21 protein-coding genes and 1 tRNA gene are annotated in these 23,608 nt (G+C 54.6%); 13 read left to right on the forward strand and 9 right to left on the reverse strand.

Features of this window, described 5'->3' with window-relative positions:
* Nucleotides 1–130 precede the first annotated feature (130 nt).
* The gene (locus IPM31_00105; GenBank protein MBK9005375.1) at nucleotides 131–754 is read left to right on the forward strand and encodes a hypothetical protein; all 624 of its coding nucleotides are present in this window, start codon (nucleotides 131–133) and stop codon (nucleotides 752–754) included.
* 258 nt (nucleotides 755–1,012) lie between these two features.
* Here IPM31_00105 and IPM31_00110 read toward each other — a convergent pair whose 3' ends face one another.
* A complete protein-coding gene (locus tag IPM31_00110) occupies nucleotides 1,013–2,020 on the reverse strand; it encodes a rod shape-determining protein (GenBank protein ID MBK9005376.1) in 1,008 nt (335 codons plus the stop codon).
* Nucleotides 2,021–2,186: 166 nt separating this feature from the next.
* On the opposite strand from IPM31_00110, the gene IPM31_00115 reads away from it, so the two are divergent.
* From IPM31_00115 to IPM31_00130, 4 genes are all read left to right on the forward strand, one after another.
* Nucleotides 2,187–3,275, forward strand: coding sequence for a hypothetical protein (locus tag IPM31_00115; GenBank protein ID MBK9005377.1), 1,089 nt, complete (start codon nucleotides 2,187–2,189; stop codon nucleotides 3,273–3,275).
* Nucleotides 3,276–3,424: 149 nt separating this feature from the next.
* The gene (locus IPM31_00120) at nucleotides 3,425–3,862 is read left to right on the forward strand and encodes a hypothetical protein (protein MBK9005378.1); all 438 of its coding nucleotides are present in this window, start codon (nucleotides 3,425–3,427) and stop codon (nucleotides 3,860–3,862) included.
* A gap of 7 nt (nucleotides 3,863–3,869) precedes the next feature.
* Entirely contained in the window at nucleotides 3,870–4,364 is a 495-nt protein-coding gene (locus IPM31_00125; protein ID MBK9005379.1) for a hypothetical protein, read from the forward strand.
* Between the two features lie 36 nt (nucleotides 4,365–4,400).
* Nucleotides 4,401–4,487: transfer RNA gene (locus tag IPM31_00130), tRNA-Ser, on the forward strand.
* 55 nt (nucleotides 4,488–4,542) lie between these two features.
* On the opposite strand, the gene IPM31_00135 is transcribed toward IPM31_00130, so the two are convergent.
* The 8 genes from IPM31_00135 to IPM31_00170 are packed head-to-tail and all read right to left on the reverse strand — an operon-like array spanning nucleotide 4,543 to nucleotide 11,354.
* Nucleotides 4,543–5,196 (reverse strand): hypothetical protein, encoded by a 654-nt coding sequence (locus IPM31_00135; GenBank protein ID MBK9005380.1) that lies wholly within the window; start codon nucleotides 5,194–5,196, stop codon nucleotides 4,543–4,545.
* Nucleotides 5,197–5,207: 11 nt separating this feature from the next.
* Nucleotides 5,208–5,720, reverse strand: coding sequence for a cytochrome c (locus IPM31_00140; protein ID MBK9005381.1), 513 nt, complete (start codon nucleotides 5,718–5,720; stop codon nucleotides 5,208–5,210).
* Nucleotides 5,717–6,238, reverse strand: a complete 522-nt coding sequence (locus IPM31_00145; protein MBK9005382.1) for a DUF3341 domain-containing protein — start codon at nucleotides 6,236–6,238, stop codon at nucleotides 5,717–5,719. The genes IPM31_00140 and IPM31_00145 overlap by 4 nt, the downstream gene beginning before the upstream one ends.
* 12 nt (nucleotides 6,239–6,250) lie before the next feature.
* Nucleotides 6,251–7,693, reverse strand: coding sequence for a polysulfide reductase NrfD (gene nrfD / locus IPM31_00150; protein MBK9005383.1), 1,443 nt, complete (start codon nucleotides 7,691–7,693; stop codon nucleotides 6,251–6,253).
* A 3-nt stretch (nucleotides 7,694–7,696) separates the two neighbouring features.
* Nucleotides 7,697–8,473 carry a 4Fe-4S dicluster domain-containing protein gene (locus IPM31_00155; protein MBK9005384.1) on the reverse strand — a complete coding sequence of 259 codons (777 nt, stop codon included), beginning with the start codon at nucleotides 8,471–8,473 and terminating at the stop codon, nucleotides 7,697–7,699.
* A 2-nt stretch (nucleotides 8,474–8,475) separates the two neighbouring features.
* Nucleotides 8,476–10,434, reverse strand: a complete 1,959-nt coding sequence (locus IPM31_00160) for a molybdopterin-dependent oxidoreductase (protein MBK9005385.1) — start codon at nucleotides 10,432–10,434, stop codon at nucleotides 8,476–8,478.
* Nucleotides 10,418–10,732, reverse strand: coding sequence for a twin-arginine translocation signal domain-containing protein (locus tag IPM31_00165; protein MBK9005386.1), 315 nt, complete (start codon nucleotides 10,730–10,732; stop codon nucleotides 10,418–10,420). The genes IPM31_00160 and IPM31_00165 overlap by 17 nt, the downstream gene beginning before the upstream one ends.
* Before the next feature lie 22 nt (nucleotides 10,733–10,754).
* Nucleotides 10,755–11,354 carry a cytochrome c3 family protein gene (locus tag IPM31_00170; protein ID MBK9005387.1) on the reverse strand — a complete coding sequence of 200 codons (600 nt, stop codon included), beginning with the start codon at nucleotides 11,352–11,354 and terminating at the stop codon, nucleotides 10,755–10,757.
* A 273-nt stretch (nucleotides 11,355–11,627) separates the two neighbouring features.
* On the opposite strand from IPM31_00170, the gene IPM31_00175 reads away from it, so the two are divergent.
* The 8 genes from IPM31_00175 to IPM31_00210 all read left to right on the forward strand — a co-directional run bounded on the left by IPM31_00175 (nucleotide 11,628) and on the right by IPM31_00210 (nucleotide 23,564).
* A complete protein-coding gene (locus tag IPM31_00175) occupies nucleotides 11,628–11,909 on the forward strand; it encodes a hypothetical protein (GenBank protein ID MBK9005388.1) in 282 nt (93 codons plus the stop codon).
* Nucleotides 11,910–12,269: 360 nt separating this feature from the next.
* Nucleotides 12,270–12,926 (forward strand): RecX family transcriptional regulator, encoded by a 657-nt coding sequence (locus IPM31_00180; protein ID MBK9005389.1) that lies wholly within the window; start codon nucleotides 12,270–12,272, stop codon nucleotides 12,924–12,926.
* Nucleotides 12,923–14,449, forward strand: a complete 1,527-nt coding sequence (rny, locus tag IPM31_00185) for a ribonuclease Y (protein ID MBK9005390.1) — start codon at nucleotides 12,923–12,925, stop codon at nucleotides 14,447–14,449. The genes IPM31_00180 and rny overlap by 4 nt, the downstream gene beginning before the upstream one ends.
* A 70-nt stretch (nucleotides 14,450–14,519) precedes the next feature.
* Nucleotides 14,520–16,811 carry a GAF domain-containing protein gene (locus IPM31_00190; protein ID MBK9005391.1) on the forward strand — a complete coding sequence of 764 codons (2,292 nt, stop codon included), beginning with the start codon at nucleotides 14,520–14,522 and terminating at the stop codon, nucleotides 16,809–16,811.
* Entirely contained in the window at nucleotides 16,808–17,614 is an 807-nt protein-coding gene (locus tag IPM31_00195; GenBank protein ID MBK9005392.1) for a response regulator transcription factor, read from the forward strand. Before IPM31_00190 ends, IPM31_00195 begins: the two co-directional genes overlap by 4 nt.
* A 144-nt stretch (nucleotides 17,615–17,758) precedes the next feature.
* On the forward strand, nucleotides 17,759–20,083 hold the full coding sequence (locus IPM31_00200; protein ID MBK9005393.1) for a response regulator: 2,325 nt from the start codon (nucleotides 17,759–17,761) through the stop codon (nucleotides 20,081–20,083).
* 101 nt (nucleotides 20,084–20,184) lie between these two features.
* Entirely contained in the window at nucleotides 20,185–21,156 is a 972-nt protein-coding gene (locus IPM31_00205; protein MBK9005394.1) for an ABC transporter substrate-binding protein, read from the forward strand.
* Between the two features lie 260 nt (nucleotides 21,157–21,416).
* A complete protein-coding gene (locus tag IPM31_00210) occupies nucleotides 21,417–23,564 on the forward strand; it encodes a GAF domain-containing protein (GenBank protein ID MBK9005395.1) in 2,148 nt (715 codons plus the stop codon).
* The last annotated feature ends 44 nt before the right edge of the window (nucleotides 23,565–23,608 follow it).

The raw sequence follows: 23,608 nt of genomic DNA on the forward strand, positions 1-23,608 counted from the left end.
CATCTTACACAACGATTTTGGCGACGCAGATCGCAAAGCGCGCTGATTCATAAAGAAAAATCTGCGTTATCAGCGTGAATCAGCGCTCCGATTTTGAATGTGTAAGGCAATCAACAAAAAGGTTTAATGCATGAATCGACCGGCAAGACAAGCGCCTATTCTCTTTTTTATTTTCCTCATCGTTTTGTCCCTCGCGTGTTCCAGCATTTCGCTAGCCAACGATAACAACTCCCCCACGCCTCAACCTGTTTTACAGACTCGGCAAATCGGCTTTGATTTTTCAGGGCAGGTTCCCTCCGCGCCAAAAGGCGATTCATCCGCCAGGCGTCACCTCTTCCTGCACGAATATGCCATGCCATCGGATGGGTTTATTAATGGGATCATGTATCTCAACGACAGCGACAAAGCCGTTGAACAATTCGACTTGCTGATCCTGCGTCCCAACGATGATGGTTGGAAGGTCGTCTATCGCATCCGCGTATCCGACGACTCACCCCCCGCCCAAACTGGGACCACCGTAGTAAAACTGCCGTCACCATTGACCGTCCAAACCAATGACATCTTTGCCCATTGGCAGGATACCCCGAACGGCGCAATACCCCTCAACATCGACGAAGCCTCCATGGACGGTTTCAGCGTGGGACAATACGGCTTCCAATCTTCCGACGTTGCAGTGGGGCAACAGATCGATCTCAACGGGTTTATCGGGGAGCGTGATTACTTCATCAACCTGGTGTTTTCATCCGACCAATAACCTGAAGGATAAAGCGCAATCTACTCGAATCAAAAACGCCGATGTTTGCTTGACTCAGCAAACATCGGCGTTTTTCGCGTCCCAAAATTTATTCTCGTATTCTGATTAACCTTAATGGGCGAACTGTAGACTATGTCATGCTGAATATTATGAAGCTGAGCGCAACGAAACATCTCCACGACTCAAACAGAGGCCCTGCGCTACCGATCAGTGTGACATCTTGTAGGGGATCAGGTTAACCTGAATAAAGCCCGCATATCAAACCTGCGGCAAACTACGCCGCAAAATGTTATACATTGGGATCGCCTTCACCGTGCCCTCTACCACGCACGTCATCGGCGTATCCACCAAATACGCGGGGATGCCCAAGGATTTCGTCAACAACTTATCAATGCCGCGCAAGAGCGCCCCGCCGCCACATAACGCCACGCCTCGGTCAATGATGTCCGCGACCAATTCGGGGGGAGTTTTTTCCAACACGCGGCGACCGGTCTCGACGACCGCCTTGAGCGGGTCTTGTAAGGCTTCGACGATCTCGCCGGTCGTCAATGTGACCGGGCGCGGCAAGCCGGTCACTTGATCCTGTCCCTGCACTTCCATGCTGTTCTCGGTATCTTGTGGAACCGCCGCGCCGATCCTTGTTTTGAGTTGTTCGGCAGTCACCTGCCCGATCACCACGCCATATTTCCTGCGCACATAATTAACAATGGCGTCATCGAAGTCCATGCCGCCGGAGCGCAGAGTCTCCGCAGAGACAATGCCATACATCGCCAACACAGCCGCCTCAGTGCAACCGCCGCCGAGACAGATCACCATATTGCCCGAAGGCGAACCAATCGGAAGGTCCACCCCGATCGCCGCCGCAAGCGGCTGTTGGATGAGGAACGCCTCGCGGCTTCCCGCCTCCAGCACTGCTTCGTATACTGCGCGCCGCTCCACGCTGGTGACGCCGTTGGGGACGGAGATCATGACGCGCGGGCGAAAGATGCGCATGCTTCCGCTGGCGCGTGAAAGCAGGTACGAGAGAAGCGTCTCGGTAATTTCATAATCAGCGATCACGCCGTTCTTCAACGGGCGCGCCACTTCGATGCTCTCCGGCACGCGGCCGTACATATCGCGCGCCTCCTGCCCCACCGCCACCATCTTTTGCTCGATCGCCTCGATCGCAACGATGGTCGGCTCCTGAGCCAGCACCTGAGTCGCATCCGCCAGGCGGGTGAACATCGTTCCCAGGTCGATGCCCAGGTCTTTTGAAAACATTGCCATTCGTGTTTTTCTCTTTCCCGTTTCGTTGGAAGTGAACCGATGATACCTGAAAGACAATTCATTGTCTAGCAGAATGTTTTAAACTTAAAAACCTTGTCATCTGACAGCATTGCGCTATCATTGTCTCGAAAAATTTTGAATCAAACAAAAGGAGATTCAAATCCTCATGAAGCGCTATTGGAAGGTCGCCGTTCTCGCCAACATCAAGGACGATTCACAACCCAAGCCGGAGGGCGTCCCGCCGGATGCCTTCTCGGACTTCGACCACATCGAAACGATTGATTCGCTTCGCGCCGCCATTGAAACTGACGGGCACAAAACGGTCTTCCTCCAAGCCGACAGGGACCTGCCCTTCGCGTTGCGCGATCACCAGCCGGATATCTGCTTCAATATCGCCGAAGGACTCGGCGGCGACGCGCGCGAGGCGCAAGTGCCAGCCCTGCTTGAAATGCTGAGCATCCCCTATACCGGCTCGCGCGTGCTAACCAACGGCATCTCGCTCGATAAAACGCTGACCAAACGCATCTGGCGCGACCGACGGTTGCCCGTGGCGCCGTTTCAAGAGTTCATCGTCGGCGACGAACCGCTTCGACCCGAATTGAAATATCCGCTCTTTGTTAAACCAGCGCGCGAAGGCACCGGCATGGGCGTGGATACAAAAGCCATCGTTACCAAAGAGAAGGAATTACGCGAACGGGCGCAATACATCATCAACACCTACCAGCAACCCGCGCTGGTGGAGGTCTTTCTACCGGGGCGCGAATTCACGGTCGGCATCCTCGGGCGCGCCGACGCGAAACTCTACTCGCGCAACCCCGAATGGTATGAAAAAGACGGCTTCCACCGCTTCCCCATCCTCGAACTGGATATGACGCGCTCCGTTACGCCGAAGGTATACAGCAACGCGTCCAAGTCGAAAGAAGTGGGCGAAGAAGGCGCGCCCGGTTATTTTTGCCCGGCGGTGGTGGAACCCGAACTGGAAAAGAAACTTCGCTATTTCGCCCTGCGCGCGCATCAACTGCTCGGCGCGCTGGATATCTCGCGCACCGACATCCGACTCGACGATGAGGGCAACCCGCGCCTGCTCGAGATCAACACCCTGCCCGGCCTCACGCCCGATTATAGCGACTTGTGCCTGCAAGCCAAAGCGGAGGGGATTCGCTACGAGGATCTCATCCTCGATATTTTGTACCTCGGCGCATCGCGCTGGGGCATGGTGGCTCCGCGCGAACTGCCGCTTCCCGCAAAAAACTGACAACACAAAATTCCAAACAAAACATCGGACAGGTTGCGAACTGTCCGATGTTTTGTTTCCGCAAAAATGAAAATTTTCTTAGCCACACTTGCGTAATAATAGGTATCATCCCGCAATCTGGTAGACAAGGAGTTCACCGAGGAGAAACAATGGATTTCATCAACCGCTTCATCGCCGCCGTTACACAGATCCATCCCACCCATCCGATGGTCGTGCACTTCCCCATCGCGCTGACCGGCGCCGCCTTCCTCTTCATCCTGCTCGCCTGGTGGAGAAAGAACCCAGCGCTGGAACTCGCCGCCTTTGCGAACATCGCCCTTGCCGCTGTCAGCACCATCGCGGCAGGCGTCACTGGCATGATGGATAACATCAAAAACTACGAAGGCGACGCGCCAAACGCGAGCGTCAAGGTAATGCTTGCCCTGATTTTGCTTGCTCTCACCACCGGCATCAGCATTGTTCGTTATCGCAACCCGCAAATTTTCAGCGCCGGCAACCGCGTCCTCTACACAGCGGCTTACGGCTTAAGTTTTCTCATCGCTTTCACGCTGGCGTTTCTGGGCGGCGTCATCTTATATGGTTTCTAGGAGAACAATGAAAAAAGTTTTGCTCACAATCGTTTTGACGGGAATCCTCGCCGCCTGTGGGGGCCAGCCCACGGACGCGCCCGCTTCACCGCCGACGAGTCAGCCTGCCCCGGCAACTGAGGCGCTTTCCCCTACCGACACCTCCGCGCCCCCAACCGATACCGCCATCCCGACTGTTATCATCCCCACCACGCCGCCAACCGAGGCGGAGAACCAGACCGCCACAGTGAGTTTTTCCAATGAAATCCTCCCCATTCTCGATAGCCGCTGTAAGAACTGTCACGGCGGACGCGAAACCAAAGAGGGATTAAACCTCACCACCTATGCGGCACTCATGGCTGGCTCCGAAAATGGACTCATCCTCACCCCCGGCGACGCCGACAACAGCCTGCTGGCTGAACAGGTGATTACACAAGAAATGCCCAAACGCGGACCGAAGTTGACGCCCCCACAAGTGCAACTCATCGTCGATTGGATCAACCAGGGAGCGTTGGACAACTAGTTTGCGCATGGTATAATCTGCCCGCTTCCACCCAATGGAGAGGTCGCGTAGTCTGGCTTAGCGCGCACGCTTGGAAAGCGTGTAACCCACAAAGGTTCGCGGGTTCGAATCCCGCCCTCTCCGCTGGTAATAAAAAAATCTCCCGAGTACTCGGGAGATTTTTTTATTCAAATCCGTATTACGGCGTTGGCGTTGCGGTAACTTCCACCGCAGACCCGACGTAGAACGCAAAATTATTTGGCGAAACATCTGCCGAGTGACCGGTGGGAACCATGCCTTGCGTTGTCAAAACCGCGAACAACGTAGAGTCTTCCCAATTGCCGTTGCCAAAAATGTTGTTGCCGGTGGCAGTTGCATCCGCGCGCTGTGAGCCCAACTGCATGGCATCGTAGCTGGACAGGTCCAACCCGCCGCTACGCGCTGTGAGCGCCGAGTTATGACACGAGACACACCCAATCGCATTGGCATACCATTGCCCGTTTTCCACAAACAGCGGTTGAATATCCCGATACGTCGCTTCGCAGTCTTTCCCGTTCATATCGGTGAATGGAAAGGCTTCACTTTCAGGGGCGCCTGCCGAAACCCACGCGCCGATCAACTCAGTCGCGGAGACCTGGCATTTATCAAACTCGTCCGCCGCGCCGCCCATGGAAGAATCGACATGGCTGGCGGGAATCAAGGTGGGGACCGGAGTGCGTTCCACAATTTGGCTCGCGCGCGCGCACTCGAAGGAAAACCCGCAAGACCAAAACAACAGGGCGGTGATCCAGACCACCAGCGTTGCAAGAAAGGCGATGATCGTGGTGTAAATTAATTTTCTAACATCATTCATAATCGAAATCCCTATTCTGCAGGTTGTAATGTGCGCAGGAAGTTAACCACATCCCAGCGCTCAGACACGGTCAGGTTTTCGTTCAGAGCGGGCATGCGTCCATCCACGCCATTGGAGATGGTCAGGAACATCGAACCGTCGCTCTTGGATTGCGCAATAGCGGAGGTCAGGTCGGCAGGCTTGAATTGGATAAGAAATGGGGCAACCGGTCCGCTCCCGGCGCCATCCGCGCCGTGACACATTTGGCAGTTGATCGCGAACAATTCCGCGCCGCGCGCCAGGGAGGCGTCATCCGCTATGGTGGGGTTTTCGGGCGCGCCCATGCCGGGGATGACGATCGCCCCTTCTATTGGAACAGATTGACTGGGCGGAGGAAGCGGGTCTTCCATCGCGCGATAGGATGGCTGGATCTCCATGAAGCTGACCCAGTCGATCTTGATGATATCGAACATGAAGAGTTCGAGAATTCCGAAAAGGATACCGAGGGTGAGGAAAACCCAGAATAGTTGTTTCAAAAGTCTCATAGTTGCCGCGCCTCCGCGGGTTTGACAGATTCAGCGCCGAGCGTATTCATGGCGTCGGTAAATTTTTTGGCGTCGTCTTCCGCAACCCGAAAGAAGACGGCGATCTTTCCATCGCTCACCTCGTCGACATATTCCAGCGGGCGATAATTCGGGAAGTAACTATCCAAAAAGACGCCGAGGAAGGTGGCAAGGAGCGCAAACAGCATGGTCATTTCGAAGGTCACAATTGCGCCAGGCGGAATCGGGGTAACGTACTGCCCGCCTACTTGAATGCCATAGAGATGGGGCGTTCCAAAATTGAGGAAGATGCCAAACAGAAAGCCCGCCGCCGCGCCGCCCATCGAAAGTTTCGATACGTTCGTCCATGGATGCGGGCGCCCCAAAATTTTATGCGCCACCGGCACGCCGGAAATCACATTGATGTTTTCATCGCCCACGCCCATCTCGTGCAATTTTTCGATGGCGCTCGCGGCGGGGTCTAGGTCTTCGAAGACAGCAAGTAAAGTTGCTTCAGACATGGTTCGCTCCGTTTATTCGAATTCGCTGATCGTTGGGAGTTTCGCCTTACCCACTTTGCGAAGCGAGTGAGTCATCTGCCCTTCTTGCACCTCCCAGACCGGGATCAAAGGGATGAGGCGGGAAACGATCATATAGAACAGGAGGAACATGGAGAATGTTCCAATGGTGAGGAAGATCTCGAGACGCGGTTCAAATAATTTCCACGTGAACGGCATACGGTTGATGGTGAGCATGACCGGAATGATCAAATAACGCTCCCAATACATGCCAACGTTGATCATCAGACCGATCAAGGCAAGCAACCAGGGGGTTTCACGCACTTTCTTACTCCACAGCAACAGCGGCGGAATGACGATGTTGAAAAACACGAACTGAATGAACATCCATGCCATGGGACCTTCTTCCAACCAGTGCAAAAGATCATCGGTTGCCTTGTCGCCGCCGTACCATTGCACGATATAGTCGTTGAAGAAGAAGTATGTGTAAGCGAAGGTGACCATCAGCATCAACTTGCCGAGCGCATCGAAGTGCTCTTTGCGGATGAAATAGTCCATGTGCTTCATGGTGGCGCGCATCACAAACAGCACCATCGCCACCGCGCCCATACCCGAATGCAAAGCGCCGAGCACGAAATACGGACCGAACACGCTGGAAGACCAGCCCGGGCGCATCGCCATGGCAAAGTCCCAAGACACGATGGTATGCACAGAGAACATCACAGGGATGATGGCAAAGGCGAAGAAGTTCATGGCGACCGTGAGATGCCGCCACTCGCCCTCTGTGCCGCGGAAACCGAGCGCGAGGATTTTGTAGAACGTCTTGCGCCAGCCGGTGGAACGATCGCGCGCCATGGCAAGATCAGGGATGAGCGGCAGGAACAGGTACATGGTACTGCCAAGAACATAGGTGGAAATGGCGAGCAAATCCCACATCAAGGGCGAGTGAAAGTTGGGCCACAACTGCCGCGCGTTCGGGATGGGAAACATCCAATACGAAAGCCACACACGACCCATGTGCATGAAGATGCTCGCGCCCGCCTGGATCAAGCCGAAGGTGGTCATTAGCTCGGCGGCGCGGGTAAACGGACGGCGGAACTCCGCCTTGAACACGCGCAGGATCGCGGAGATAAAGGTTCCCGCATGGCTAATACCGATCCAAAACACGGTGTTGACGAGGAAGATGCCCCAATAGGCTGGTCGCATCACCCCGCCAACATACAAGCCTTCATTGATCATATATCCCCAGGCAAAGAAGAAACAGGTAACAACCAGAAACGCCAGCACGCCCAACACTGCCCAGAACTTCCACGAGGTCGTGTGCATGGATTCCATCACCATCGCGTTCATCTCGCCGCGCGGCTTGGGATCGTACATCAAATACTGTTTCGGATCTTCTTCGTGGTGAGAGTCGTGCGCTTCATGCGCACCGGATAAATATTTGGAAGTAGCGGTCATGAGTTAACCTTCCTTGAGGTAGGTCACGCGCGGCAGGGTATTGAGTTCTTCGAGGTGCTTCACACCGCGTTCCTGATGAGCCAGCTGGCTGACCAGGCTCTCCGGGTGATCCACACGCCCAAAAGTGATCGCGCTTGCCGGGCAGGCTTGCGCGCAAGCGGTTGTGAACTCGCCGTCTTCAACCTCGCGCCCTTCAGACTTGGCTTTATCTTGAGCCTTGTGGATGCGTTGAATGCAGAACGTGCATTTTTCCATCACACCGCGGCGGCGGACGGTTACATCCGGGTTGAGTTGATTATGAAGCGGGAAGACGAGCGTCCCGTTCACCATATTTCCAAGTTCGGGAACGGTGTGGTAATCGCGCCAGTTAAACGAACGCACCTGATAGGGGCAGTTGTTGGCGCAATAGCGCGTGCCGACACAACGGTTATACACTTGCAAATTGAGGTCTTCCGCCGGGCTGTGGGGAGTGGCAAACACTGGGCAAACAGGCTCACACGGCGCGTGACCGCATTGCTGGCAGAGCATCGGCTGAAAGGGAGTCGCCTGCACGTGCGGATATTCCCCATCCCAAAAACGTTCGATCCGGATCCAGTGCTGGGTTCGCCCATAGCCGGCGTCTTCCTCGCCCACAAAGGCAAGGTTGTTCTCCATGGCGCACGCCGCAACGCATGCCTGACAGCCGGTGCAAATATCCTGGTCGATGGTCATCCCCCACTTTCCTGCCGCGGCTTCGGCGATGGCGCCTTTGGCGCCAACGAGATTTAAATCAACGGTCATGATTATTTCTCCTCGGGAAATCCCTCGCCGTAGACGCCGATGCGGCTTTCGAGGCGGGATAGGTATTGTTTACGTCCGGTCTTTTCAATCTTTACTTTCATGCCCGCAAAGGCAAGATCACCGGCTTCATTGAAATGCGCGCCGAGCACATCGGCTGGATTCGCGCCGCGTTGCATGGCATCGCCCACAAGCCCGCCATGCGGCACAAGCCCCATAAATCGGTCTTGCGGCATTTTGGCTGTGGCAAACCTTCCATAAGCGGTATGACCTTGCCCGAAGGGCATGGCAACCACCTCCGGGTGGATGGCTGGATACTCGTACACTGCCACTTCTACCTCCCCGGCTTCGCTGATGATCTTCACTACGTCGTCGTTTTCAATACCGAGATGATGAGCGGTTTCAGGGTTGATCGCCACCCACGAATTCCACATGACAGTGGTCATCGGGTCGGGCAACTCTTGCAACCATGGCTTGTTGGCGCCAGCCTCGCCCAACGTCGGCGAAACGAATGGGATAAAGAAGAACTCGCCGTCGCCGGCAAATTCTGTCTCTTTGACGGCAATCGCCTTGCTGAGCGCGCTTGCGGAAGATGATGAAGTAGAAACTCCCGCCGCAGACCACCAGCCGCCATGTTGCTGAAAGTAAGAAGCGAAGGTGTTGATCTCTGGCGCAACGAATGAACCATCGGCGCGAGGGATGAGGGTGGAAATTTTGTTTCGAATGAAGGCAACTTCGTCGGTGAAGGGCAATGCTTCGGAAAATTTTCCGCCAGCCAACCGCGCCGCTTCGATCAACACGTCGGCTGTGGAGCGCGTATCGCCCATCGGCGAAACCACCGGTTGCGCGCCTGACAGCACCGATTGCATGGCGCCGGTCGCAGAACGCTGGTACCCCCACGCTTCGAGACCTTGATGATCGGGGAAGATATAGTCGGAGGCGAGAGCGGTTTCGTCGGGGAATGTTGCGAACGAGATCACAGTAGGAATAGATGCTAACGCCTCGGCAAAACCTAGCGATTTTGGCAATTCAAATAGCGGGTTGACCCCATGAATGAACAGGGTTTTCACGCCGCCGCTCTTCAGCGTTGTGATGAAGTCTGCCATTTCTTTCGCGCTGGCAGGGCGATGGTAAACATCTTCGTTCGGTGACAGCGGAGAGATGAACACGCCGCCGGGTTTGCCGTAGTTTTCAACTAACGCGTTTAATGCAAGCGCCGCTTCTGCTGTGAACAGCCCGTTGCTCTGCCCTAATGCCTGCCCGCCGGGGATGGCAAGCGGGGCTTGCGCCTGGGCGATCAAACTGGCGATATGCTCCAGTTGTTCCAGCGAAACGCCAGATTTCGCGGATACCTCTTCGATGTCGACAGATGCAAACGCGCGAGGGGTTGTTCCGCCTTTTGCTTCCGCCACGAGCCGGCCGAGGGCAAGGGTAACCAAGCCTTCCGTCCCGGGAAGAAGCGGAATCCATTCGTCTGCTTTGGCGGCAGTCTGCGACATCTGCGATTCAAACTGGATGAGGTATCCGCGCTTTTGCTTATTACCGCGGCGCATTTTTGCAAAGCCGCGCGTGTAAGCCACTGGCGAAAGCCACGTTTCGAGGAAGTTTGATCCAAATGAAACGACGAGATCGGCATTTGCCATGTCAAAGAACGGCAAGCCAGCCTCTCCCAGGAGGTTCTCAGCCGCCTTGCTCAAGGTGGCGCGAGATTCGAACATGCTCAACGCGCCAAAACGGATCGGGGCAGGCGCGCCGATTGCCTGGGTGAGATCGGTGACCAAATCGTAAAGGTGATCCGACGCGGTTCCTAGCAGGAAGGCAACTTCGGAAGCGTTCGATTTGCTCAAAGCATCCGAAACAACTTGAAGCGCTTCGTCCCAATTCATGGCAGTGGTTGCCAATGCCGCGCCGCGCGCCTGCTTCACGGGGAATTCAACACGATCGGGGTTATACAAGCCGTGCAAGGTTGCCTGCCCGCGCGCCGCAGGTCTTGCCGAGGTTGATCGGGTTCGCAGGGTTGCCTTCCACTTTGATGGCGCGCCCTTGCATGGTGCGGACGATCAGCCCGCAACCAGCCGCACATTCGCGGCAGGTGGTGGCGTAATAGGCGCTCAAACCATTGTAGGTGTACTCCGGCATTTTGGTATACGGTTCGCGCGTCACGTAACGCGAAGCGGGACCGCAACCGGTTAATACCGCGGTGGTTGCCGCGCCTGCAGTGGCTAATTTGAGAAAATCACGCCGGGAAATTTTTTGACTCATAGAATATTCCTCTGTGCCCGGATTAATAATGACATGTGCCGCAATCGGTGAGTTTCGTGCGCTTCTTCTCCAACTGGGCAGATACGCCGGCGTCGCCCGTGGGGTTATTTTGGACGTTATCCTCGGTGCGCGACTTGTGGCAGTTAAGACACCACCCCATGTTCATCACCTGCGGGTTCTCGGCGATGGTCACTTTAGTCATGTCGCCGTGACAATTTTCGCAGTTGAGACCCGCCGCCACATGCGGACGATGTGTGAAATGCACAAAGTCCGGCACTTGCGCCACCGGAACCCACGTGAAACCCACGCCGGCGTTCATTGCGTCGACCATGGGCTTGAGAAGCGGACTGGTTTGTGTTTTTGCAATTTGCTGATGGCATCCCCAGCATTTGTTGATGGTCGGCAAACCGGGAGACGGTCCGCGCAAAGCGCCGGGATGGCAATACAAACATTGAATGCCCAGCCCTACGTGTAACTTATGAGTGAATTGAATCGGTTGTTCGGGAGGCTGTTGAGTTTGATAAACCCCATAGGCGGCAAGGCTGAACAGCGACATTACGGTGATCACCACTGCTATCCGCCCCATCGGGCTTAAGACCCATTCAAAAAATTTTCGGATCATGCATTCTCCTGGAACGAAGATTTATTCGTGAAATATTGCACGATTTTACCTAATTGAACCAAATTTGTAAACATGAGTTTGCATAACGAATTGTCAGCCATCGTCATGAATGCCATGCGCGTCATTTGAGTTTTTATCGAACAAGTGAATCGACCAAAAATTAACATCGTCATTCAGGGTAATCATTCACCCTGAAAGCGCGCCGAAATTATACTTCAAAAGGACAGGCAAGTACATAAAAGACACAATAGGCGCGTGATATACTTGCCCGGCATGAAAAGAACAACCCGGGTCATCATCATCATTATTCTGGCGTCGGTCTTGGCGATGGCTCTAACCGCTTTCACGCAATCGCTGGCAAGCCGGGCAACCTTCACACAAGCAGACGCTGAAGCCTCGTTCTTCTTCCAAGCCACCACCACCCCCGAACCGAAAGATCAATCTGAAGTCGGATCGACCGATGGCATCATCGTCATGGGAGGCGTGATCTCCCTCATTATCATTATCCCCATTCTGGCGCGTCGAAAACGCTGGGCGAATCAGCCTTCGCAATAATTTTGACACATTAACAAACCTTAAAATCCATTATAATGAGGCATAGTAAGGCGCTGAACAAGTCTATTTCTGCCGCATTGCGGCTCGGCTGTACACTCTCTGGATATTACGAGCAAGAACCTCCCCGTTTTGGGAGTTATTTGAAGAAGTCAAACAAACTATGTATGAAAAAGAAACTGACTTCACCCCCACAACACGTTCGCCGTCTGTGACCTGATCATCGTCACGCGGTTTGACCCACCCCGGCGCGCTTCACCCGGGACGTTGGGTTTGCTCCACATTCCCAGACATTTTTCTCCGTTGACGCGGGGTCTTCGACAGCCGAAACCGACAGGCGGCGCTTCGGTTGTTTTATTTTAAATGAAAAAGATCACTGCCCTCGAAGCGCAAAAGCGAAACCCGAATCGAGTCAATGTGCACCTCGATGGGGAATTCGCCTTCGGGCTGGCGCGCATTACCGCCGCATGGCTCAAAGTCGGCGACGGGTTGGATGATGAAAAAATTCAGCGGCTTCAGGCTGAGGACGCGAAAGAACGAGCCATCCAGCAGGCGCTATTGTTTTTGAGTTACCGGGCAAGGTCCGAAGCGGAGATCTGCAAGAACCTGCGCAAACATGAGACCCCGGAAGATGTGATCGAGCAAACGCTCGAACGGTTGCGGCAAGATGGGCTTGCCAGTGACGATCAGTTTGCCCGCGCATGGGTCGAAAACCGAAGCGCCTTCCGCCCGCGCAGTCGCCGCATGTTGGCGATGGAAATGCGACAAAAAGGCATCGACGACGAAACGACCTCAGCCGCCCTCCAATCTGTGGATGATGACGCGCTGGCATATGAAGCGGCGCGAAAAAAATCAAGCCGTTTCAAAGAGTTGGACTGGCAGGAATACAGAAGAAAACTTTCAGAGTTCCTTGCCAGGCGCGGTTTTTCCTATTCGACTATTGCGCCCGTAGTGAGAAGAATCTGGAACGAAACGCATCAAGAAGAAAAATCTTTCGAAGAAAATGAGGATACACCATGAATCCGATTATTTTGATCGTTGACATACTGGTATTAGGCGTTGGTCTGGCGGCGGGATACTTCCTTCACCGGTATCAGGCGGAACGCGCGTTGAAAAACCAGCAAGACAAGGCAGATAACATCCTAAAGGTCGCCAATGAACAAGCACGGTTGATCGAAAGCCAGGCGCGCGAGAACGCGACCAAAATTGTGCAAGCCGCCGAAGCGGAAATGAAAGAACGGCGCATCGAACTCAACAAAGAGACCGAACGATTGGACAAACGCCGCTCGGAGGTGGACAGCCGAAGCGACCGCCTTGAACAACGCGAGCAACAGATCAATAAGCGCCAGTCGCAGGTGGACCGGCGCGGCAACGAGATCGATAAACTGCACGAGGAGCAGGTCAAAAAACTCGAACAAATTGCCCAGCTTTCGCCAGAGGATGCGAAGAAAGAATTGTTCGCGGCTGTGGATAAAGAGGCGCGCGGCGATATGGCGCGCATCATCCGCCAGATCGAGGCGGAAGCGCGCGAAGAAGGCGAGAAACGCGCCCGCAAGTTGATCGCGGACGCCATCCAGCGCGTGGCAAGCGAACACGTGGCGGAGGTGACGCGCGCGGTTGTCACCCTCCCCAGCGAAGAGATGAAGGGGCGCATCGTTGGTCGCAATGGACGCAACATCAAAGCCTTCGAGCAAGCCGCGGGCGTGGATGTGATCGTGGACGATACGCCGGACTCTGTGACCGTCTCGTGTTTCGACTCAGTCCGCCGTGAAATTGGCCGGCGGGCGTTGGCGAAGTTAATCCTCGATGGACGGATTCACCCCGCGCACATCGAAAAGATCGTGGAAGACGAAACACGCGCGGTGGAAAAGATCATCAACGAAGCGGGCGAGCAAGCCGCCTATGAGGCAAACGTCTCGGGCTTGCATCCGGAAATCCTACGAATGATGGGGCGTCTCAAATTCCGCACTTCGTATGGTCAGAACCAGCTGGCGCATGCGGTCGAAGTTTCCAAACTGGCTGGTATCCTGGCGGCGGAGATCGGGGCGAACGTCGAGCTATCCAAACTGGGAGGCTTCTTGCACGATATCGGCAAAGCGATGGATCACAACCAGGATGGCACGCACGCAAAACTCGGCGCGGAATATTGCAAGCGTTATGGCGTCAACTCGATCGTGGTGAATGCCATCGAATCGCACCACCATGAGGTGGATCAACTCACCGTGGAAGCGGTCATCACCGAATCGGCAGACGCCATCTCCGGCGCGAGACCCGGCGCGCGGCGCGAGGACCTTGAGGCATACATCAAGCGCATCCGCTCGCTCGAAGAAATGTCGATGTCGTTCGATGGAGTTCAACAGGCTTTTGCAATACAAGCCGGGCGCGAAGTGCGTATCATTGTTAAGCCAGACGCAATTGACGATCTCGCCTCGACTCGTTTGGCTCGCGATGTGGCAAAGAAAATCGAAGAGACCATGCAATACCCCGGACAGATTAAGGTAACGGTCATCCGCGAGACACGATCGACCGAGATCGCAAAATAATCCAAATCCGTTTAGGCTCAAAATGGCTCAGCCTGAAACAAGCAGAGCAACACAAGAGAAAAAACAATCTGTGAAAGCCGCTCGATCGCAACACGGGACGGCTGTGTCTTCACGAGAGGAATACCTCGCGCTTCTCAATGAGATGACACATGCCATCCTGCTCTCCGAGGATTTTGACGCCACTCTACACGCTTTGGCGATCGATATGGCAAGGCTCATCGGCGCGGACGATTGTTATATCACGCGGTGGGACGCGGAACGACAGTTAACCATCCCCACTGCGACCACGGCAAAACTCCCATTCCAGTATTCGCGGGATGCTGAAAAGAACCCCGAGGTTCATTCTCTCACCGCCTCTGTATTACGAGCCGAGCGCGCGCTTGCCATAGAGGATGTATTCAACTCCCCCTATATCAGTATCGAGATTGCAAAGCGCTACCCAGCGCGCTCGGCATTAGGCGTTCCGCTCATCGCAAGAGAGCGGAAATTGGGCGCGGCAATCATTGCTTTTAACGAGCCTCATCAATTTACGGCGGAGGAAACCGAACGAGCGGAAGAGGCGGGCAACCAGATCGCGCTGGCGCTCTGGAACTTCCAACAAAGCGCGGAGATCCAACATCGCCTCAAAGAGAGCCATGCCCTGGCGAAGATCGGGCGCGCCCTTAGTGAAACCGAGCGCGTGGGCACCAGCGGAGTCTTACAACTGATCGTTGATTCTGCCCGCGAACTCATTCCGCAAGTTGAAAAAAGCGTTATTCATCTGTTAGAAGCAGACGAACAGGCTTTATTTGCCCGCGCTGTTTCCGGCTTCGACGAGGGTGAAAAAAAAATTGAGCGGGTACGGATGCGTTTGGGCGAAGGCGTGGCAGGGCAGGTGATCCGCGAGGGGGTTACGATCAACATCGGAGATATACGGACCCATCCGGATTTCATTCGCGGCGAGTCGTTGCCTGAATTTCGCTCCTTGCTGGTTGCGCCGGTGCAAAGCGGCGACCAACAAATTGGCACGATCAGCGTTCAAAGCGCCCTGGCAAACGCTTTTTCCATGAAAGACGCCGAGTTGCTCAACGCGCTGGGCGTGCAAGCCGCCATTGCCATCGAAAACTCCAACTTGTTCGAGAACACGCAACAACGATTAAAAGAGGTGGGCGCGCTCTACCGAACCAGCCGGGGGTTGGCGGCGTCGCTGGATACGGACGAACTCATCAAGGAAGTTGTAAAACTTCTTCACCAAAATTTCGGCTATTATCATGTGCAGATTTATCTGATCGAACCGGATAGTAGAAACCTTGTGATACGCCACGGTAGCGGATATATTGGCGACACGCTTGTGCAACAGGGACACTATATCCCTCCCGGCGAGGGGATCGCCGGTCATGTGGCGGAAACCGGTGAGTCGTTTATCTCCAACAATGTCGATCGCGTGGTTTTCTTCAAGCGCAGTCCTTTACTGCCCGAAACACAATCCGAAATTGCCGTGCCGATCAAGATCGAGGATCGAGTGGTGGGCGTGCTGGATATTCAACAAACGCCGCCGCACCGCCTCACGGATAGCGACCTGCAACTCATGGTCGCCGTTGCGGACCAGTTGACCGTGGTGTTACAAAAAGCCAATTTATATAATACTCTGCAAACGGCTTTACGCCAGGAACAAACGGTTCGCTCGCAATTGATCCAAAACGAGCGTCTCGCGCTTGTCGGGCGATTGCTTGCTTCTGTTTCCCATGAACTGAATAACCCACTGCAAGCGATTCAAAACGCTCTGTTCCTTCTGAAAGAGGAGGCGGATCTTTCCAGCCAGGCAAAACAGGACCTGGATGTGATTCTAGCGGAAGCAGAACGGATGGCGGCGTTGATCGAGCGTCTGCGCAGCGCCTACCGCCCCATGCGCATGATGGATTTTCAACCCGTGGAACTCAACGGGTTGATCGAGGACGTCCACGCCCTGATCTCCACGCATATGCGTCAAAAAGAAATCGCTTTTGAATTTTTCCCAGACGCCAACCTGCCAGCTATTTCAGGCGTATCGGATCAGATTCGACAGGTGGTATTGAATCTGTTCCTGAACGCGGTCGAGGTGATGAAACCCGGCGGGCGCCTCATCGTTCAGACCCAAGGGTTGGTCTCACAAAACGAAATCCTCTTCACCGTCAAAGATACGGGTCCTGGCATCGACCCTGAAATGCTCCCCAGGGTTTTCGATGCGTTTATCACCAGCAAACATACAGGCACCGGGCTTGGGCTGACCATCACACACGACATCATCCAACAACATCATGGGCGCATTGAAGCGGCGAACGACCCGCAAGGCGGGGCGACCTTCACCATTTGGCTGCCAATTCACGAGGAGGGCTTTGAATGAGCGCCAGCGGTCACATTCTGATCATTGACGATGAAGCCAGCCTGCGCCAAACTTTAGCGCGTATTCTTCAACGCGCGGGGTTTGAAGTCACCACCGCCATCAACGGGACAGAAGGATTTTCTCTCGTTTCACAGCACCTGTTTGACATGGTCTATCTCGATATTCGTATGCCGGATGTGAGCGGGCTGGAACTGCTCAAGTCGATCCACGCGAAGTACCCGGACCTGCCGGTCATTTTGTTCACCGCCCAACCCGACCTGAATTCGGCGGTGGAGGCGTTGAGAAGCGGGGCAACCGATTATCTCTTGAAGCCGCTCAAGCCTCAGGCTGTGGTCGACCGCACGAATTCTGTTTTGGCAAACCAACACAAAGAACGGCGCAAGCGCGAACTGCAAAGGCAAATTGATTCTTTGCAAGCCGAATTGAACGAGTTGGAAACCCCAAGGGGCGAACCGGCCGAATCGAAGGCTGAGCAGGCAGCCACGGCGGATGACCGCTTTCTCAAACGCGGCGCGCTCACACTCGACCTGCACACTCGCCGCGTCGCGATGAATGAGCGCGTCATCAATCTTCCGCCAACTTCATTCGATTATTTATTGTCGTTGGCGCGTCACACTCCAAACGTGGTGGATTATCAAACGCTTGTCTCCGAAGCGCAGGGCTATGATGCCGATGTGCGCGAGGCGCAAGAATTAACAAAATGGCACATCCATCACATCCGCCAGGCGATCGAGCCAGATCCGCGCAACCCGGTTCATGTGATTAATGTGCGAGGCACGGGGTATCGGCTTGTCTTAGGCTGAGAGTTCGTGGCGCGCAGTTTCCTGTGCGCCTGCGCGAGGCGTCTCATCAACCCGGGCGCGCAACAAGGGGATACAAACTTTTGCCAACTTTATCCAATTAATTCAAACGGTGCGGCGGGGAAGATCAGAGAAAATAAGGAGGCGATGAACCGACCTTCCCTTCCCATGGTAGACACGCCGGTCAAAATCCTTGTGGTGGACGATCACCCCAATACGGCGACGATGTTAGCGCGCGCCATTTCGCAATTAGGTCCTCAGGTAAAAGTTGCTTCAGCCACCAGCGCCAGTGAGGCGCTGCGCCACGCGGGCAACGACGTTGTGGATATTCTAATTACCGACATGGTGATGCCGGAGATGACCGGGTTGGAATTGATCGAGCAGTTGAACAGCAACCCGGCGGGGCGACCGGCGTTTTCGTTCTTGATCACCGCGTACGACGTGCCGGGGTTGAAAGTCAGCGCGAACCGCCTCAAGGTGAAGGAAGTCATTGTCAAGCCGGTTCATCCCGAGCGGATCTGCCAGATCGTCGCGCGCGCCATGGATGAAATGCATCAGGCGAAGACCGTTCACAAAGAGCCAATCCCCCAGAAATCCTTCACGATTTTGATCGCCGACGACCAGCCCGATAACCTCACATTACTCGCCCGTTATCTAAGCAACGAGGGCTACAAACACATCAAAGCCAAAGACGGCGTCGAGACGTTGACGCTTGTTCGAAGCGACATGCCCGACCTGGTCCTGCTGGACGTCAACATGCCGCGCAAAGACGGCTTTGCCGTTTTGGAGGAAATTCGCGCCGACCCCGCCATCCAACACATCCCGGTCATCATCCTCACCGCGGCGAAACTCGACCTCGCCGACATCCAATCTGGGTTGAACATGGGCGCGGACGATTATGTGACCAAGCCTTTCGACCGCCGCGAATTACTCGCCCGCATCCGCACAAAGTTGCGCGTTAAGCAGGCGGAGGATGTGATCCGACGGCGGAACCGCGAACTTAACCTGTTGCCTGAAATCGGCAAGGAGTTGAGCGCGCGGCTTAACATCGATGAACTGACAACCGTGTTGCTCAAACGCACGGTGGAAACCCTTGGGGCAATGTTTGGTCATATCCTGATCCTCAATCCAACGGGAACGTATGAAAAAACATTCCGTCTCGAATCATCCTCCTCCGACTTTACGCTACCGCAGGGGTTGTTTGAAATCGTCAATGAGTCTCGCCAGGGGTTCATTGTAGACGACACGCAAACCGACCCGCTCTGGCGGGATGAAAAAGAGGCATTCGCCGGCTCCGCGGTCGTTGTCCCCATGTTCGGCAGGCACAGCCTGCTGGGGATCCTGGTGCTCACAAACGAGCAAACCAAATACTTCACCCTCGATCATTTGCTGTTACTGCAAGCCATTACCAGCCAGGCAAGCATCGCGTTGGAAAACGCCCAGTTATACAACATCGTGTCGCGGGAACAGCAACAATTAGCCGCCGTGCTGCAAAACGCGGCAGACGCAATTCTTGTGTTCGATGCCGAATACCGGCTGACTCTCGTAAACCCAGCCGCTCAAAAGTTATTTACCGATTACGAGACAAACCTTGGGCAAACTTTGGAGGCGGGCGCCGGATACGATTCCTTCCTCGCGCTCCTCAACCAGACTCAGGATACGAACGCTTCTTTCGCAGGGGAGGTTGTTTGGCCCGACCAGCGCGTTTTCTCCGCCTCCGCCACTCCCCTCGAGCAGGGCGGGTGCGTGGTTATCCTGCACGATGTGACGCGCTTCAAGGAACTGGAGCGCGTGAAAGATGAGTTCATCGCGATCGCGTCTCACGATCTGCGAAACCCGATCACGTCCATCAAAGGCTTCGGTCACCTCATCAAACAAGCGGGACCGCTCAACGACAACCAGACTGAATTTGTGGAACGCATTCAGAACTCCACAGAGACTATGAGCGAACTCGTGGAGAACCTGCTCGATCTGGCAAAAATGGATTTGGGCGAGGAACCCGCGTTTGAAATTCTGGATGCCACTCGCCTCTTAACGGACATCGCGGATGAATTTAAACCGCAGGCAGAAGCGAAGGGGCTGTGGCTCACGCTGGGGAAAACCGGGACCAGCTCACATGTGAGAGGAGACGCGTTGCAGATCCGTCAGGCTTTAAGAAATTTGATCGGCAACGCCGTCAAATACACGCCGGAGGGCGGCAGAATTTCGCTTTCATCTGAAAACCAGCCTGGGCAGGTGTGTCTCCACATTCGGGATAACGGCTACGGAATCCCCGCCTCTGACCTGCCTCACATCTTTGACCGTTTCTACCGGGTGCGAAATAACGGGCATGACGATGTAAAAGGCAATGGGCTGGGGCTGGCAATTGTAAAAATGATCGCCGAAGAACACGGCGGAAGCGTGGCGGTGGAGAGCGCGCAAGGCGAAGGAACCTGCTTTAGCCTGACCCTGCCGCTGGTCGCCGAGGCATAAGGACCAACTTTTCCCAACTTTTCTACACGAATTCCATCGGTCGTTGCGATGAATTCATGCAAAATATGACTACCGAGATCGTTTTCTCAAAGGAGCCAATCATGTCGACTAAAAAATTATTCGTTTTGTTTTTCGCTCTTAGTTTGATCCTGTCAAGCTGTGGCGCGTCGAAGCCCCAATCGTATACCGTTGGGGTCATTGTGGAGATCAGTTGGTTAAGCCCAATTGTCGATCACTTTAAAACCACAATGACCGAATTGGGGTATGTGGAAGGTGAAAATATCACCTATCTCTATAACCCCGAAGTGGGACCCGACCAGGCGGCATTCGACGCCGAAGCGCAACGGCTGATGGAACAAAAGGTGGATATCTTCTTTACGGTCGGCACCCTGACCACGAAAGCCGCAAAGAAAGCGGTGGAAGGCACAGACATCCCAGTGGTGTTCACCCCGGTCATCAATCCCGTTGAAGAAGGCGTAGTGGCGAGCATTGCCAACCCGGGCGGCAATGTGACCGGCGTGCAAATCGTAGACCGTTCTGCCAAAGCGCTGGAGTGGGCGCTGAAGATCGCGCCCGATACAAAGTATGTTTATATTCCTCACAATCCCGCCGATACTATTACGACGATGGTCTTGCAGGGCATAACCGACAGCCTGCCTCAATTCAAGGTGGAGTTGGCGCCCGGCAGCGAGGTAAACAGTATTGATGAGATGTTGGCGGCTGTTGAAACTTTGCCGGAAGATACCATCATCTTCTTGCCTTCGCCTCTCTCAAGCCTGGAGCCGGGGCTGGAACAACTGAGCGAGGTGGCTAAGAAACAAGGAGTTCCGGTATTTGGCAGTAACAGAGGCGGAAGCGCGCTCTATCTGATTTCCGACTATACAGTGACCTTCGCGGGGGAGGCGGAACAAGGCGCCGCCATGGTGAACCGGATATTGAAAGGCGCCAGCCCCGCTGAAACGCCGGTGGAAACCGCCGATAGCTTTTTGTTCATCAACTTAAATGCCGCTCAAGCGTATGGCGTTACGATTTCAGACGAGATCATCAAGCAGGCAAACACGATCATCCGCTAAGGTAAACGTTTTGCAGACCCCAACGGCTTCTGTCTCTTGGGGTCTGCAAAATATCATTCACAGAATACGTCCAATGGTACGCGATCGAAAGTTCTAGTCGGAGACCCTCTATGAGAAAAAGCCTACAAACACGATTGACAGTCTACTTTATTGCGCTAGTGTTGATTCCTTTGTTAATCGTTGGAGCCATAGGCGCCTGGCAAACCTACAGTGGCGAGGTTCCCCACGCTCTGGAATCTCAGGGGCAGCTCGCAAAACGCGTGGCTGAACAGGTCGAAAACTTCATCGAGGGACGCGAAACCGAACTGCGTTCATTGACTGCTATCAATGATTTTTCGAATGCTACACGGGAAGAACAAACCGTCCTGCTTTCCAATCTGTTTTCAGACCAGACGGTCTACGAGGAACTGGTTCTGACGAACGGCCAAGGCAGGGAATTGATCTTCCTCTCCCGCTCGAAGGTGGTTACACCCGGGGAATTTAGCAATAGGGCTGGTTCCGAAGAATTTGATAAGCCGAAAGAAACGAACGCAACCTATTTTAGCCCTGTCTTTTTCAACGAAGTCACGGGCGAGCCGTATATGGTCGTTTCCGTTCCAATGCTCGACCTTCGGAGCGGCAGGCTCGATTATGTGCTGATCGCCAAGATTCGTTTCAAATCGGTGTGGGACCTCATGGCGCAGGCGGGCGTAACTGGCGAGAGCGCAGTATACATGACAGATAATAACGGTTTCGTGGTTGCCCATGCCAATCCTTCCTTCGTTTTGAAAAGAGCGCAAATCACTCCTCCAGCAGAAAATTCATTTACCACCGGCTTAAGCGGGGCTTCCGCCGCTTTGGCAGTCGAAAAGATTACGTTTGGCGATCAAACCTTTTATGTTCTCGCCGAACAGCCCGCTTCTGAAGCGTTATCGCTGGCTTCCAAAAACATCATTCTGACGATCATCACAACTTTGATCGCGATCGTCGTCGCCGGTTTCTTAGGCGTGCTTGCCGCCCGCCAGATCACCACTCCGATCACTGAATTAGCCGCAACGGCGCAATTGGTCAGCGAAGGCGATTTAACCCGGACGACTCATGTGAGTAATCAGGATGAAATCGGCGCGCTGGCTACGGCGTTCAACCGCATGACATCCCAACTGCGCGACTTGATCGGTTCTTTGGAACAACGCGTGGCTGAACGCACAAAGGCGCTTTCCTCTGTGGCGGAAGTAGGCATCGCCGCTTCCACGATTTTAGAGACAGACGAATTGTTGCAACAGGTGGTTGACCTCACCAAGGAGCGCTTCAATTTGTATCACGCCCATATTTATCTCTTGAACGAAGCCGGCGACACGCTTGTGCTTGCTTCGGGCGCGGGCGCGGCGGGCAGGCAGATGGTCGCCGAAGGTCGTTCCATTCCACTCGACCGCGAACAGTCATTGGTGGCTCGCGCCGCCCGCGAACGAAAAGGCGTCACGGTCAACGACGTGACGCAAGCGCCGGACTTTCTGCCTAACCCGCTGTTGCCCGACACGCGCTCCGAGATGGCTGTGCCGATGATCGTGGGCGAAAACATCATTGGCGTGTTCGACGTGCAATCGGAGGCAATCGGTCGCTTTACAGACGCGGATATCGCCGTTCAAACCACGCTCAGTTCGCAAGTTGCCGTTGCCGTGCAAAATGCCAATCAATACGAGGAAACCAGAGCGGCGTTAGCGCAGTCTGAAAAGTTGTTCAACGCAAGCGATCGTTTGTCGCAAGCGACCAATTTACAGGAATTGATCAAATTCATCGTAGAGTCGCTGGGGATTCGCGCGATCGACCGGGCTATCTTGGGAAGCCTGGCGTATAACGACAGGGATGAACTGGATGGCATGACCATTATTGCAAACTGGTCGAAGAGCGCCGAACTGCCAGCCTCTCCCATTGACACGCATTATTCGAAAGACATGTTAAGTTCCCTGTCTATGTTCACAAGCCTGGAACCGCTGTTTTTTAGCGACGTATGGAACGACGAGCGCGTGGACGAGGCGACCAGAGCCATCGCCCAAAAGGTAAATTATCGCAGTGTTGCGGCTCTCCCCATCTATATTGGATCGCGTCGCGACGCCATTGTCTTGCTGGAAGGACAGCAACCGCACAGTTTCACGCAAGCCGAAACCCGTCTGCTCGCCTCTCTAAGCCCCCAATTTGCCGCCATTTTGGAGAACCGCCGCCAGTTTGAACGGGCGCAAGAACAGGCAAAACGCGAGGCGATGCTTAACTTGATCACACAAAAGATTCAAGGCGCAACATCGATCGAAGCGGCGATGAAGATCACAGCCCGCGAGTTAGGTCATGCGCTGGGCATGAAGCCCACCCTGGTTTCCCTCGATCAGCCCGTGCCAGCCGGCGACGCTCAAAAAGTTACGGAAAACAGGCAATGATGACATTCACTGGAGCCATGTTCCACTTCTTCTTCCCGAACGCG

Origin of the sequence: Candidatus Defluviilinea gracilis (assembly GCA_016716235.1) — a bacterium.
Taxonomy (GTDB): domain Bacteria; phylum Chloroflexota; class Anaerolineae; order Anaerolineales; family Villigracilaceae; genus Defluviilinea; species Defluviilinea gracilis.

Bases quoted from the DNA above. Each gene is read 5' to 3' on its own strand.
- IPM31_00105 (MBK9005375.1), top strand. From the start codon at position 131: ATGAATCGACCGGCAAGACAAGCGCCTATTCTCTTTTTTATTTTCCTC.
- IPM31_00110 (MBK9005376.1), bottom strand. From the start codon at position 2,020: ATGGCAATGTTTTCAAAAGACCTGGGCATCGACCTGGGAACGATGTTC.
- IPM31_00115 (MBK9005377.1), top strand. From the start codon at position 2,187: ATGAAGCGCTATTGGAAGGTCGCCGTTCTCGCCAACATCAAGGACGAT.
- IPM31_00120 (MBK9005378.1), top strand. From the start codon at position 3,425: ATGGATTTCATCAACCGCTTCATCGCCGCCGTTACACAGATCCATCCC.
- IPM31_00125 (MBK9005379.1), top strand. From the start codon at position 3,870: ATGAAAAAAGTTTTGCTCACAATCGTTTTGACGGGAATCCTCGCCGCC.
- IPM31_00135 (MBK9005380.1), bottom strand. From the start codon at position 5,196: ATGAATGATGTTAGAAAATTAATTTACACCACGATCATCGCCTTTCTT.
- IPM31_00140 (MBK9005381.1), bottom strand. From the start codon at position 5,720: ATGAGACTTTTGAAACAACTATTCTGGGTTTTCCTCACCCTCGGTATC.
- IPM31_00145 (MBK9005382.1), bottom strand. From the start codon at position 6,238: ATGTCTGAAGCAACTTTACTTGCTGTCTTCGAAGACCTAGACCCCGCC.
- nrfD (MBK9005383.1), bottom strand. From the start codon at position 7,693: ATGACCGCTACTTCCAAATATTTATCCGGTGCGCATGAAGCGCACGAC.
- IPM31_00155 (MBK9005384.1), bottom strand. From the start codon at position 8,473: ATGACCGTTGATTTAAATCTCGTTGGCGCCAAAGGCGCCATCGCCGAA.
- IPM31_00165 (MBK9005386.1), bottom strand. From the start codon at position 10,732: ATGAGTCAAAAAATTTCCCGGCGTGATTTTCTCAAATTAGCCACTGCA.
- IPM31_00170 (MBK9005387.1), bottom strand. From the start codon at position 11,354: ATGATCCGAAAATTTTTTGAATGGGTCTTAAGCCCGATGGGGCGGATA.
- IPM31_00175 (MBK9005388.1), top strand. From the start codon at position 11,628: ATGAAAAGAACAACCCGGGTCATCATCATCATTATTCTGGCGTCGGTC.
- IPM31_00180 (MBK9005389.1), top strand. From the start codon at position 12,270: ATGAAAAAGATCACTGCCCTCGAAGCGCAAAAGCGAAACCCGAATCGA.
- rny (MBK9005390.1), top strand. From the start codon at position 12,923: ATGAATCCGATTATTTTGATCGTTGACATACTGGTATTAGGCGTTGGT.
- IPM31_00195 (MBK9005392.1), top strand. From the start codon at position 16,808: ATGAGCGCCAGCGGTCACATTCTGATCATTGACGATGAAGCCAGCCTG.
- IPM31_00200 (MBK9005393.1), top strand. From the start codon at position 17,759: ATGAACCGACCTTCCCTTCCCATGGTAGACACGCCGGTCAAAATCCTT.
- IPM31_00205 (MBK9005394.1), top strand. From the start codon at position 20,185: ATGTCGACTAAAAAATTATTCGTTTTGTTTTTCGCTCTTAGTTTGATC.